This is a genomic window from Yersinia sp. 2541 StPb PI (assembly GCF_052217145.1).
Classification (GTDB): domain Bacteria; phylum Pseudomonadota; class Gammaproteobacteria; order Enterobacterales; family Enterobacteriaceae; genus Yersinia; species Yersinia enterocolitica_E.
The window spans coordinates 2,632,175-2,644,843 of record NZ_JAZGQB010000001.1 but is presented as its reverse complement, the minus strand read 5'-3'; the positions used below and the strand labels follow the sequence as shown (position 1 = coordinate 2,644,843).

The following is a 12,669-nucleotide window of genomic DNA, read 5'->3' as shown; positions in this document are numbered from 1 at the left end:
AGACACCTCAACTCAAACCAGCGACAGCACTCAATCCGCTAATAACATCAACGGTTGAAGCAAGCGCAGGGGTTGACTGAATGCGACATTGCACTGTCAGACCAATCAGAGACAGGTGGCGAATCGCAGTATTGACACTATCCAGAAGGGCTGATTTGCTGAATGCTGTTTTATGGTTGCCTTGTACCGCAGCGGCTGCAATAGAACCCACGGCGGCTGTAGCATGTAGCGCATAAGTTGGGATATTACCGGGGCAGGCTTCATTGACTGGCACAGATGGCATGCAATTGATTTGTGACAGCAGGCCGTCTAATAACGTTGGGTCTTCGGTCAGGTCGGTGATGCACAGTAGTTCGTCAACGGTTAGGCGGTGTGGCTGCTCAGGATTCAATTTGTTACGCAACACTTGCGCCGAGATCCCTGCGTTTGCTGCCAACTCAACTAAATTATGCTTTAAAGCAAACTGACGGCAGGCGTTGTCAAAATGCGGATGTTTGGACACTGAAAAATCAAACATGGCTTACTTCCTCACATATGCCGACAATTAGTTGGCAAATTTGAATATCGTACATTACTGGTTTGCCGCTTCTTTAGTGAGAGCGATCATATTTACGAGAACCTTTTCCATTTTGCGAACTTTCTGGCGGATAGGTAGACGACCATCTTTCACCATGCCACGGCAGGTTTCATAAGGGATTCCACTCAATTTTGAGAACTCAGTTAGGGACAGATAGGGCGATGTAACTGTTATTGCAAGGTTCTGATTCATAGGGCATCCTGTTTGATGGTGGTTAATATAGGTATTGGTGGGTATTTGCCATCAATTCACGAATTAAACTATGCATATGTGAGTATGTAAAGAGGTTTTTGCGAGCGTGGATGATAAAAAACTAAGCGGCGGGATTGCAGCTGTAGAAAGAATGATGCAAGCCTATGGTTTTAAAGTACAAAGAGAATTAGCGGCTTATCTAGGTGCAGGAACGGGAACAATCAGCACTTGGATCAAACGTGATTACTTTCCGGGCAAAGAGATTGTGCTCTGTGCTTTAGAAACTGGTGTTTCATTACATTGGCTTGCAACTGGTGAGGGGGAACCTCAAGAACCGGTTAAACCTGCCGCACATGAAACCGCAAAATCTATTGCTCATAAAAGCCTTGAAGATGGCTTGCTGATAGATGCATCCCCGGTATTGCTTGATTCAGAATTATTGCCTGTTCAGATTATTGAACCTGAATTAATTTCGTTCCCTAATGAGAAACGCTATTTTCTGGTCGAACGCCAATTTAAAAATGTTGCTGACGGTCTTTGGTTGATTGAAAAAGCAGGTGTGACCTCGATTAGCAATATTGCTCGTTTACCGGGTGATGTATGGCGAATCAATGATGTCAATTGGCCGGTTAGTGAGGTTAATATACTGGCGAAAGTTGTCGGTGAAATTACGGGCTATTGATATCTAATTTTAAATAACTTTTGTAGCTTCACGGAGTCTTTATGGATAAGAAACTCAGTGTTTTTAACTACTCACGCAATAGAGAAAAACTGTTAACCAATCTAATCAATATGATCGAAGGTATTACCTGCGATGGTGAAGTTGATACCCGAGAACTGGTCTTTTTAGATACATGGTTATTAGAATCTGAAATTATTTGTGAAAATTATTGTGTCGATGCGATTCGAACAAAAATAGCTACCATTTTAGACGATGGTGTTATTGAAAAAGAAGAGTTAGCTCAGTTTAAAATTGACCTGATTGACATCCAACAGAACTTACTAGACACGCCAGATATCGATCTTTACTCATCTGAATCAGACCAGCATTTGCTTGAGGGATTATGCAAAGGCATGCTGGCAAATCACCAATTGGTAGAAAGCGAAGTCCGTTATCTTGACTGGTGGCTTTCCCAGAATGGTATGTTGAAAAATAATTATCCCGGTAAAGAGTTGTATAAGCTAGTCAAGGATATTTTAGCCGATGGCGTTATAACTCCAGACGAAAGAGAAGCTTTAAAACAAGCGCTGATTGATTTTACCGGTTGTGATATAGCTAACGGGGTTGTAGATGGAATGGCAACACGATTGCCTATTGAGCACGTGGATAATATTGATTTACAGGGTTCTGTAGTTTGTCTTACCGGTAAGTTTCTATGTGGTAGCCGAAATAAATGCAAGACAGATATAGAATCTGCCGGTGGCGTTGTTGTGGATACGATAACTCACAAAATAGACTACTTGATTATTGGTACTTTAAGTTCCCGTGATTGGCGTTTCCAAAGCTTTGGCAGAAAAATAGAGTTAGCTATTAACTATCGTGATGAAAAGGGTGTCCCTTTAAAAATCATTAGTGAAGAACAATGGAAGAGTTTTGCTGTTTGATTGGCGCACATACATGGAGTTGTGATGAAATTCTTAACTACAGCTATTATTGGCGCTTTGCTTCTGTCTTTACCAACGGTATCAATGGCTAGAAACTACCCCTGTTCCTGTAAAAAGGGTGGGGTATCTCATTGTGAAAATGAAAAGTTTGTCTGTAATGATGGCTCTATTAGTAAATCAAAGAAAACCTGTACGCGTTAGTTTTTAATCAGATGTTTGTCGCGCTACATATCAAACATTGACTACTGTTTTTATATACAGTAAATAGGCCCAAGGGATTATTCTTGAGGACTTATTTATGGCAGTACGGAAGTTACCCAATGGGAAGTGGGTCTGTGATTTTTACTCAGATGGCCGTGATAGTAAGCGGGTTAGGAAAACCTTTGTTACTCGCGGCGAGGCGTTGCGTTTTGAACGTGAGCAGTTAGCACAACGTGGTGATCTGGATATTGACTACACACCGGCAGAGACTGCCGCGCAGAGGTTAAAAACATTGGTCGGTCAGTGGTATGAACTCCACGGGCGCTCTTTGAGTGACGGCAAAGCTAGATTAGATAAACTCAATATCCTGTGTGATAACTTGGGCGATCCTGCTGTTGCCGATTTTGACCGGGAAGTGTTCGCCAATTACCGCAAGCAGCGTTTAGCCGGTGAGTTTAGCCGTAAGCCAAAACACGGAGTCGTTAAACCGCCAAAAGAGGCAACGGTTAACCGCGAACATGCTTATCTGCGAGCTGTCTTTAATGAATTGAAAAGGCTAGGGCATTGGAATCATGCTAACCCGCTGGATGGTATCAGGTTATTTCGTGAAAGTGAAAACGAGTTAACTTTTCTTTATGAAGATGATATTAAACGTCTGCTGCATGAATGTGACAACTCCAGTAATAAAGATCTCGGTATTATCGTTCGTATCTGTCTGGCCACCGGCGCGCGTTGGAGTGAAGCGGAGCAACTAAGACAAGCTCAGGTGATGCCAAATAAAATTACCTATATCAACACCAAGAGTAAAAAGAACCGTACAGTCCCTATTTCTGCAGAACTGCATAAACTAATTCCAAAGATGAAAGGGCGCTTATTCGCCAATGCCTATGACGCATTCGGCCAAGCCATTGACCGGGCTAAACTGGTATTACCTACCGGCCAGTTAACCCACGTTCTACGCCATACTTTCTCCAGTCATTTTATGATGAACGGCGGCAATATATTAGTACTGCAACAAATCCTCGGGCACTCCACTATTCAAATGACCATGCGTTATAGCCACTTTGCACCGGATCATTTAGAAGCAGCAGTGAGTTTGAATCCTTATGACAGACTATTTTCTATAATTTAAGGAGTATTAAATTGATTAGTAAAATTAGCGCAAAAAACTTTAAAGCATTTGAAAGTCTAGATGTTGAAATTAGACCAATTACCTTATTTCTTGGCCCTAATAACTCAGGTAAATCCTCTACATTAGCACTACCTCGATTGCTTGCACAAACATTACAAAGTTACGATAATTCAATTCCATTATTACTTAATGGATACATGGGGGATTTTGGTACTTATAAAGATGTTATTTATGGAAATAATATTAGAAAAGAAATGGAGATTAGTATCTCTACAAAATCAGTCTCCCCGCAGGGGTATCTTTCCTCTCGTTTTAAGGATGCAGGCCTAGATCAAAATGAAGAGTTCACATTAAAATTAAAATATAAATATAGAAGTGGTTTGAGAGAGATTGTTTTAAAAAGCATTAATATATGTGGGGATAATAAAAATATAATTTCCTTGAAAAGATCTGATGAGAGTGAGAATTATATCGTTACAGAGTTAGATGATACGATAATACCTAGTGAGTTTCGATCAAGTATATCAAAACATTTGAGAGTATATAATTTTTTGCCAAGAAACATGCTATTTAATTTCGAAATAAACGCCAATACTGCTTTGTCTGAATTTGTTACATCGGGAATGCGTCAAATCACAAGATGTTTGGGTAGTATCACGGATGGTGTTCATAGATCTTTGACAGGATTGGAATATCTTGGAGCAATGAGAATTCCTCCACAAAGAAGTTTCTTATATTCTGGAGAAAGACACTCTAAAGTAGGTATTGCAGGAAATAATGCAGCGAACATATTAGCTATGGATGAAATTATTAAAGGTAAAAAAAGTAAAGGTATAATTCCTAAAGTTGCTAAATGGCTGAAATCTGCGGGTATAGCCTCTGATTTAAAAATTGTACATCTATCTGATAGGCATTATGAAATAAAGATCCAGCATCCAGAAACGAAAGAATACGAAAACTATGCCGATGTAGGATATGGTAATAGCCAAATAATTCCAGTTTTAACTGCGGGTTATAATTTAAGCAAAGGACAAGCGCTAATTGTTGAAGAACCAGAAATTCATTTGCATCCTAGAGCTCAAGCTGAATTGGCAGAATTCATACTTGATATGTATCGAGAGGAAAAAATAACTATAGTTGAGACTCACAGTGAGCATCTTATATTGAGATTGCAACAGCATGTAGCACTTGGAAATATTCCTAAAGAGGATATTGTTTTTTATTACTCTCATGTTATGGATGGAAAAAAAGTATTAAAAAAACTAACATTAGATGATTTAGGCGTATTTAAGGATGAATGGCCTGAAGGTTTTTTCCCGCAAAGATTAGAAGAAGCAAAGGCTTTAGCTAGAGCTCGTCACAGCAAAATAAATACTATTGAAAAAAATTAAAAGGTGTAACTAATGGATATAGTTATTGATGCTAATGTTTTTAAAGGTTTTTACCAAGAAGAAGTCTTGGGTATGGAAGTGGCGCAACTAGAAATTACTGCATCAGTTCTCGAAGTCTTTCGTAATGATAAGTTCAAGATCTATGTTGATGATACTGTACATATTGAAAATGAGTGGCGGAATGTTGTGGATTCCGAGTGGTTTAATGCTTGGTATTCAGATCAAATTGAATCATTACTTATAAATGAAATAACCGTTAATAATCATAATGATATAATAAAATCTCTAAGTAAGATTGGTTTTCCAGTCGGGGGTGATAAGTGGTATGTAAGAACAGCTAAATCAGTTCAAGAAATGGGTACTCCTACGATTCTGTTGACAGAAGATATAGATTTTTACGATCCTACAAAAAAAACAGCAAAAGGTGCAGCTAGATTAAAGATTTTAAAATCTAAATCTTCACCTGTACGGAAGTACCTCAGAAAGAATGTAGATATTGAGGTTAACAGTGTTGAGGAGCTTTTATCGTAGCAATATTAAAGGTCCAATGTGCCTGACCACCACCACCACAACAACCCAAACTAACCCGCCATCGTGTTTGGTAACTTACTGATTTTACGTAAGTGATTGATTTCCATAATGCCGTGAGAGTTTTTAAAATCCCTCGGCTTATGGCTGTGCGGGTTCAAGTCCCGCCCCGGGCACCATGGAAAATATTCTAAGTAAAACAAAGTAGTATGAGTATGTCGTTAACCGCCGAGAGGCGGTTTTTTTGTGCCTGAAATCACCTTTCATAATATCCCTTCATAATATTATTTCTGCTTTACTGGTCTCCTACCGCTGGCACTATCGCAATTTTACGATCATATCGTGCTGTTTGAGCTGCATTCTTGTGTCCTGATATCGCCTGTTTTTCACTGAGTGAACCCTCAAGATCAGAAACCCCTTTAGCTTTCAGGTCATGGAAGGTGAAATTAAAATCCAGCTCAGGGTACGCTTCTTTTGCTGCTTCTTTGGCTTTGCGCCATCGACTATTAAAACCGTCGCGTGTATACCGCAGTCCCGTTCGTTGGCGAATGATGTAGATACTGCTGATACCCGGCTGTAAGGACAGGGACTCAGCCAGCGCGATAGCGTCACGTAATCGCTCCGACCATTCCTTGATTTGTTTTGCCCCTGTCTTACCCTGCCTGATGTATATACCTGATTCTCTGAATTGATCCTTGCGTAATGAAAGCACATCAGCCTGTCTTGCGAGGCACAAGTACGCTACCTGAATTCGTTGGTACCACTTGGGGCGATAGTGGGTTGTATGCCCTAGCTCTTAAGCGTGAGTTGCGGATCTGTAAGGGGCGGCTCGATGAGGTTATTAGCTGGCGGCAGAACGCCACCCGGAAGCAATGAAAAAGGATCGGACATTAACGTTATATAAATGGAGTTAATAACTTGTAAATAAAGGCTTGATAGCGTCAGCTTTTAACTGTATAAAAAAACAGGTCATTAATTTATTGTTAAGTACAATACGTTAATAATTAGAAAGATAATTAATTCACAAGGAGTGATTATATGGTAGTTCGCTTATCTGCATTAATTGTTGCTTTGACTGTATCGTTCTCTTCGGTTGCAGCAACTTCACAAGAAGATATCCAAGGAGCTAAGGTAGTGACTATGACTACCGAAACAATATCCGGCCATCTTAATATTGCAAATGGCCGTAACTGTTTGGATGAGAATACCCAAGGTAAGCCCACCTTGTTAGCCTGTGATAGCGTGGCAAAGGCCAGTTCAGAAAAAAACACCGTCCATTACATCGTGTTGAAAAGTGGGCAGTGTTTGTCAGATGAAGGTGGCTCAACTCCGGTCATGGCAACCTGTGATTATCAGAACACAAAACAACAGTGGAAAGCTCTTCAAGGTGTTGGTTCGGATGTGCGAAATGTGGCGTCAAATAAGTGCCTGACAACTGCAGGGTTGGACAAGTCGGTGACGATGGCTACATGTGCTGGCCTGCCAGCTCAGAATTGGCAATTACCTCAGTAAAGTAGCATTACAGGTGGCATTCCTTGAGTGCCATCGATAATGGTGCGGATATATAAGATTTTCCTTAATTTAATGCCATTACCAATGGAAATAAGAATTATTATTAACAGCGGTTAAACAAACCAACTTATTTGATTGATTAGTGGACTTGATGAATTAATGATTAGGGTGGCTATTGCAGGTTATTAAAAGCAATCGTCGCATCGTCCGTCACTTTAGGCGGCTAATCATGGAGGAAGTTACGATGAAAGATATGTTAAAAGGCTTACTGTTAGTTAGTGTTATGTCGCTATCTGCGGGTGCTATGGCTGAAGAATGTAATCCATCCAGCAAGTGGTGGCCGTATTGTAATGATCCTGCAACGGGGCCTGATGTTGGCACTCCTGAACATGGACACTGTCAAGCTAACGGCGGATGCACTAATAATTAAATAGTGGAAGATTCCCTATATTGGGAGTCACATTTTATGTGTTAAATATTATTATCAAACCACCTACGGCGGTTTTTTATTGGAGTAAACAAATGACCAAACCAGATTGGGAGGCCATCGAATCGGCGTACCGAGCTGGCTTGATGTCATTGCGTGAAATAGCCTCACAACACAAATGTCTTTGCCAGCGAGGGCGTGAGCGGCTTATCGTTGGCCCACATATGGGCCTCACCCATGGTGTCAGCCAACATTTGCGTGGTACGGATGTAGTTTTCAAAGGCAAATAGCGGATAATCAGAGCAGGAGCGGGAACCCAAGAGGCGATAGCCATTTTTACGGATCAGGGTGGTAACATTCGTTATGGTGCCGGATTGCTACGCGCGGGGCAGGTGATGGGGGCTGTGTGAGGGATAGCACAAAATAAGGTGGCACTATTACTGATTAAGTAATAGTGCCACTATTTATAGAAACAAATAAGGATGATTACATACTCGGCGCTGCACTTTTGTATTTTGCGTCAGGCGTCGGTTTTGCACCTAATGAACGACGGAACTCGTCAAGAGACATACAGGCACATATATCCCCATTTTTATTGACGCAAGCCACTTGCGCATAATCCGTTACCCCCAGACCACCCGAACTACCAGGATTACCACCTTTTTTAAATGCGATAAATGCTTCGACATACATAATAAAAGCTCTTATGCCTTTACCATTTTTGATGACCTCATCTAGGGAGACTCCGGTTCTACCAGAGAAATAGGTTTGTGCCCATAGTGAAAATTCACCTGTGTAGAGCATGCCGCCATAAATAAGGAAATGATGACCATCAATTGCGGATAGAGCGCTTTGAGCCTGTTGATAATTAATAAACTTTGTTTTTTCGGATTCTAAGTCGGCCTTACTTCTTTTAAATTCAATTAATACCCATTTATTGCCCTGAGTAAATATATTGTCACCGGCTTTCTCGTGATTGCCATCTAATGGGGCTATAGCAGCTGTGTTACTCAAATATTTAGCCACGAAATAGTATTCAACGGTTTTTTCCCACCATATCATGGTGCCAGCGGTTTTATCTTGCCCGAACATTACAGCTCCTATTGCTGTTATCTGGATGATAAATATAACTATACATCTATTTTGGCAGCGTGTATTAACGGTATTTCTTGTGAGCTATTCTATGACAAGTGGCCAAGTGGAAACGATATAACCTTGATTCACCGCTTCAATCAAAAGCCACTGCGGTAGTTCGGGTAATTCAATCAGCGGCCAGTTTTCCGCTGTCGGCCATGCGCCGAGGCCGACGGCGGCGGGAAGTCATCAGAGAAAATGCCACGCAGCACAAAGGCTGTATCCAGTTCGTCACCGAGGGACAATATCAACACCTACTCACCCTCGGACGGTGCTCACCATGATCGCGATTGACCGGCGCGCAGCGTCAGCCAGTTTAACTAGCCGGTGGTATTGTCTCCTGTCGCCACGCGGCGCAGGACTTGGTCGAGATCGACCGCGGCCACTGTACCAATACGGATCAGGTTGTGCAGCAGGCGCAGAATTTCAGTGATTTGGATTTGAGTTTGCATGGGGGAAGCATGCTATCGGAGATGGTCTTCTTCAATCTGATAGGGTTGTAAGAGCTATAGCACAACAAATTTTGAAATAACTTGCTAATCACTAAATTGATAGTAATTTATTATCGATAAATTTTCAGTATCACATTTTTTATAGCTATCTTTATTTCTGGGACAATATAATAGAAGAAAAAGAATTCTTTAGTCATGGGGATGTATGGGTTACAAATGCTTGTTTACGGTAAGCGGTGCCACTTATGCAATGAATGGCGTTACATCAGTTAAAAAATTATAGACAAAGTACTCAAAGGTAGGCTCGGTTATTTTAGCTATTATTGGCGCTCTAGTTACATTTAACACTGGTGGTGAGGTTAGGATTATTGGAATATTAATTTTATTAACTGATGTCTTTTGGTTTAGAAAAATAAAACTAAAATATGCTGTCGTAAGAAAATACGATATTTTGCCATGACAACTCTGCAATAGTATTCACACTTGTTCAGTGGTGGCAATATATTAAAAAACATTTCACTAATGATGTAATAAAGCCTCAAATATTGTTATTGTCAATAAGATAGTGATCAATTTGACTAAATCGGATATTCCCATTGCCTTTAAATCATGAAACGTGAAATCAAAATCCAATTCAGGAAATGTCTTTGCGGCCAATAATTTTGCATTGCGCCACCGACTATTGAAACCATCTCTTGTGTAGCCATGCCCTGACTTTTGCTGCAGTACATAAATACTGCTCACTCTTAGCGCTATTTCTATTTCATCGGCAATCTTGATGGCCTGCTGTAATCTTTCTGTCCATGCCTTGATCTGTTTCTTGCCTAGAAATGGATCCGGCAATAATGAAGTCAGAAATTTATGATAAAAGTGTCGGTGCGGCCGCAAAAAGTGCATTAGTGTGATAAGAATTGTTTGTGCAGTAGTGCCTAGCCAGCCAAATAAACCTCGCTTCGGTGGGGTTTTGTCGTTTTTGAACTTGGATTGGTGGGCTGAATAATCTGAAAAGTAACCTTGTTGATGGCGTGCTTATAAATTGATGCGTAGAATTCGCTCTCTAACCGCCACTAGCTCAGCTGGATAGAGCCGATAACCATAGTTGTTGTAGGTGCGAGGTTCGAGACCTCGGTGGCGGGCCAAATTTCAGCCCTTAGCTTAACGGTAGGGGCTTTGCCATTTTGTGAGTCATGCCCACTATAAAGTTGGTCATGTTTACTGTTTGTTTATAATTACAATGTAAATTATACGGTGCTGTGATAGTTACCTTGGTGCAAGGATTGCATTATCATTGGTACGGTTACAGGGTCAGCTATCACAGCACCAAATTTAAAGCCTCAGCTAATCGCTGGGGCTTTGTCATTTCTGGAGCTTGATAATGGATAAAAATAACCCCTCGATGTTCTGATATTTCGTCAATGAAGTAGTTTCAGATAACTTGATTAATAATGTTGTATAAAAAAACACCATTTATAAGAATGAGTGTTAGGACGTTATCTGAAAAAACCTACTAGAGAATATGATGAAAGCAAATATCGGTGGCTAGTTTGAGATTTGTGTTGCAGGCATGTATCGGGCACAAAAATTCTATGAAGCGGTCTTTAACACTAAACTAGAGAAACTGGGCGATGGTGAGACGGAGTATTTAATGTTTCCTTATAAAGAGGGGACTGAAGGGATTAGTGGGGCATTGGTAAAATGAAGGGTGTTACACCAGGGCCAGTGGCACGGTAATTTACCTGATATGTGATGATTGCTCGGTGGAAGAAGGTAGAGGAAGTGATTGTCCGGTTTTCAATACAAAAGGCCGCCACTAGCATCTAATTACTTGTAGACATGATGTTTCGTGGCGGAAGCAAGACCTAATCCATAACCTTTTACAGGGTCTCATAGCTTGCTTACAGGTTGACAGACATGAAAGCGCTGTGGATTTGGCACTAAAATGATTGATCAAAAAGTGATCAGTTACAATTGATTTGAAATGACATGCATCACATAACGACAAGTTTGCTCGCTAACCCGCTTATTGATATAACGAGGCCCACACAAGGTATGGGGAAGCAAGTAATATATGCAGAATACTTATTTTAACGTTGGTTTTTCAATGGCTGTTTGGGTGCATAGAAGGATTTCAACCTTCTCTTTAGCACTGCAAGCTGGAGGGAGGTTAAATCAGAGGATCATCATTTAATAATCATCCTCAACGTCTTTAGCTGCCGAGCGAAGAATGAGCCAGACTATCACCGCGATGATCACAACAATACCGGCTATTATCAACGTTATCTTCAATTCCAAAATTGCCTTATTCAAAGTGTTATTAATACTCATCGCGGTTGAGTAACTAATAAAATAGCGTATAACGCTCAACATTGCTGGATTGAGCGCTTTCTCCGATCAATTAAGTTATGTGATAGCGCTGGCAGGGATGCTAGCAGATATTAAAAGCATAATCGATATGCAACATAGTAATTAGGAGTATTGCTTAGTGGCGATGGTGAGTGTCAAAATTAATGCACGAAAACAGTGCATATCATCAGTAGATAGCCATTCTGATTAAATAGAAACCTTTATTTTATAAATTATTTGCCATGATAGACAGCTTCAATATTGTAACCATCTGGATCAAGAACAAATGCAGCATAATAGTTTTCATGATAATGAGGACGGTAGCCAGGCTCTCCATTCGATATTGCACCAGCTTCCATGGCAGCATTATAGAATTGATTGACCTCATTTTTGCTTGCAGCACGGAAAGCGATATGGCTTCTTGGGGTATAAGGTTTACCTTCCATTACCCAAAAGTCACCGCCGGGATCATCCCCATTGGCTGAAATTTTCACACCAAAACCACAGGCATCACCAAGGTTTAGACGTATCTCGTAATTGAGAGGTGCAAGCGCTACACTGTAAAAATCTTTACTTATTAATATATTAGTAACGTTAATCCCCGTATGGTCTATCACTCTTTATCCCTTCTATTAAATGCCAGCCATTAATCTCATTCGAGTATAGCTCACACAGAACATCTTATAATTTGATGCTAATCTCAATCCTTATTAAGACATTGCATTACTTGCAGCCACGCTGTTTCTGTTTCTTTTCCCAGTTGTTGGAATACCTGTCGTAGCAGTTGCATTTGTGTCTCTGTTAATTGAGATTCAAGCTTTTTACCGGCGGGGGAGAGAGATAACTGCCGCACTCTTTGATCATATTCGGCGGTGGTAACCGTGATTAGCTCCATTTTAACTAATTGTTTTAATGGTGCATTAAGCGCTTGTTTGCTGATTTTCAGAATTCCCAACAAGGCATTGATGGCGATATCAGGATTGTGTCCGACAAAGTACAGGATGCGGTGGTGAACCCGACCTAATCCTCGCTGAGCCAGTAATTTATCCGGTAGTTCAGTAAATGTCCGATAACCAAAATAGAACTGTTCGATGGCTTGATGCAGTCGTTGGTCTTCCTGTTGCGGGACGTTTTTGGAGGTTGCCATCGGATTTTTATCACAAATTAAAAAATAA

The 12,669-nt window shown here is 40.7% G+C and carries 14 protein-coding genes, 1 tRNA gene and 4 pseudogenes; 9 read left to right on the top strand and 10 right to left on the bottom strand.

Features of this window, described 5'->3' with window-relative positions; genetic code table 11:
- Positions 1–7: 7 nt before the first annotated feature.
- Both V1953_RS11775 and V1953_RS11770 read right to left on the bottom strand, forming a co-directional pair.
- Positions 8–517 carry a phage regulatory CII family protein gene (locus tag V1953_RS11775; RefSeq protein WP_050133633.1) on the bottom strand — a complete coding sequence of 170 codons (510 nt, stop codon included), beginning with the start codon at positions 515–517 and terminating at the stop codon, positions 8–10.
- A 54-nt stretch (positions 518–571) separates the two neighbouring features.
- Complete coding sequence (locus V1953_RS11770) at positions 572–769, bottom strand: hypothetical protein (RefSeq protein WP_014609005.1); 198 nt, start codon at positions 767–769, stop codon at positions 572–574.
- A 106-nt stretch (positions 770–875) separates the two neighbouring features.
- Between V1953_RS11770 and V1953_RS11765 the strand changes: the two genes are divergently transcribed.
- The 5 genes from V1953_RS11765 to V1953_RS11745 all read left to right on the top strand — a co-directional run bounded on the left by V1953_RS11765 (position 876) and on the right by V1953_RS11745 (position 5,629).
- Complete coding sequence (locus V1953_RS11765; protein WP_050133635.1) at positions 876–1,451, top strand: phage repressor protein CI; 576 nt, start codon at positions 876–878, stop codon at positions 1,449–1,451.
- Between the two features lie 41 nt (positions 1,452–1,492).
- Positions 1,493–2,374: a BRCT domain-containing protein gene (locus V1953_RS11760; RefSeq protein ID WP_442850927.1), complete on the top strand. Its 882-nt coding sequence runs from the start codon at positions 1,493–1,495 to the stop codon at positions 2,372–2,374.
- Positions 2,375–2,672: 298 nt separating this feature from the next.
- Positions 2,673–3,707: a phage integrase gene (locus tag V1953_RS11755; protein ID WP_442850926.1), complete on the top strand. Its 1,035-nt coding sequence runs from the start codon at positions 2,673–2,675 to the stop codon at positions 3,705–3,707.
- 11 nt (positions 3,708–3,718) lie between these two features.
- Positions 3,719–5,098, top strand: coding sequence for an AAA family ATPase (locus tag V1953_RS11750; RefSeq protein ID WP_442850925.1), 1,380 nt, complete (start codon positions 3,719–3,721; stop codon positions 5,096–5,098).
- Positions 5,099–5,110: 12 nt separating this feature from the next.
- Positions 5,111–5,629 (top strand): hypothetical protein, encoded by a 519-nt coding sequence (locus V1953_RS11745; protein WP_442850924.1) that lies wholly within the window; start codon positions 5,111–5,113, stop codon positions 5,627–5,629.
- 292 nt (positions 5,630–5,921) lie between these two features.
- Here the strand turns inward: V1953_RS11745 and V1953_RS11740 are convergent.
- A pseudogene (locus V1953_RS11740) lies at positions 5,922–6,377 on the bottom strand (tyrosine-type recombinase/integrase); the annotation flags it as partial.
- On the opposite strand from V1953_RS11740, the gene lysC reads away from it, so the two are divergent.
- The 3 genes from lysC (at position 6,329) to V1953_RS11725 (ending at position 7,568) form a co-directional block, all read left to right on the top strand.
- Entirely contained in the window at positions 6,329–6,502 is a 174-nt protein-coding gene (gene lysC / locus V1953_RS11735) for an Rz1-like lysis system protein LysC (RefSeq protein WP_420073916.1), read from the top strand. The pseudogene V1953_RS11740 and the gene lysC overlap by 49 nt on opposite strands.
- A gap of 162 nt (positions 6,503–6,664) precedes the next feature.
- Positions 6,665–7,138 carry a ricin-type beta-trefoil lectin domain protein gene (locus V1953_RS11730; protein ID WP_420073917.1) on the top strand — a complete coding sequence of 158 codons (474 nt, stop codon included), beginning with the start codon at positions 6,665–6,667 and terminating at the stop codon, positions 7,136–7,138.
- Between the two features lie 244 nt (positions 7,139–7,382).
- On the top strand, positions 7,383–7,568 hold the full coding sequence (locus V1953_RS11725; protein WP_372558812.1) for a hypothetical protein: 186 nt from the start codon (positions 7,383–7,385) through the stop codon (positions 7,566–7,568).
- A gap of 170 nt (positions 7,569–7,738) precedes the next feature.
- Here the strand turns inward: V1953_RS11725 and V1953_RS11720 are convergent.
- From V1953_RS11720 to V1953_RS11700, 5 genes and pseudogenes are all read right to left on the bottom strand, one after another.
- Positions 7,739–7,924 (bottom strand): annotated as a pseudogene (locus tag V1953_RS11720) (phage tail protein); the annotation flags it as partial.
- Between the two features lie 127 nt (positions 7,925–8,051).
- Positions 8,052–8,657 (bottom strand): hypothetical protein, encoded by a 606-nt coding sequence (locus tag V1953_RS11715; protein ID WP_442850923.1) that lies wholly within the window; start codon positions 8,655–8,657, stop codon positions 8,052–8,054.
- Positions 8,658–8,741: 84 nt separating this feature from the next.
- Positions 8,742–8,861: pseudogene (locus tag V1953_RS11710) on the bottom strand (phage tail protein); the annotation flags it as partial.
- A pseudogene (locus V1953_RS11705) lies at positions 8,855–9,151 on the bottom strand (phage baseplate assembly protein V); the annotation flags it as partial. The pseudogenes V1953_RS11705 and V1953_RS11710, both read right to left, overlap by 7 nt.
- Before the next feature lie 519 nt (positions 9,152–9,670).
- A complete protein-coding gene (locus tag V1953_RS11700) occupies positions 9,671–9,994 on the bottom strand; it encodes a hypothetical protein (RefSeq protein WP_193784672.1) in 324 nt (107 codons plus the stop codon).
- 218 nt (positions 9,995–10,212) lie between these two features.
- On the opposite strand from V1953_RS11700, the gene V1953_RS11695 reads away from it, so the two are divergent.
- A tRNA-OTHER gene (locus V1953_RS11695) sits at positions 10,213–10,290 on the top strand.
- A 1,437-nt stretch (positions 10,291–11,727) separates the two neighbouring features.
- On the opposite strand, the gene V1953_RS11690 is transcribed toward V1953_RS11695, so the two are convergent.
- Both V1953_RS11690 and V1953_RS11685 read right to left on the bottom strand, forming a co-directional pair.
- Positions 11,728–12,111 (bottom strand): VOC family protein, encoded by a 384-nt coding sequence (locus V1953_RS11690; RefSeq protein ID WP_193784671.1) that lies wholly within the window; start codon positions 12,109–12,111, stop codon positions 11,728–11,730.
- Positions 12,112–12,194: 83 nt separating this feature from the next.
- Positions 12,195–12,641: a MarR family winged helix-turn-helix transcriptional regulator gene (locus V1953_RS11685; RefSeq protein WP_083159106.1), complete on the bottom strand. Its 447-nt coding sequence runs from the start codon at positions 12,639–12,641 to the stop codon at positions 12,195–12,197.
- Positions 12,642–12,669 lie beyond the last annotated feature (28 nt).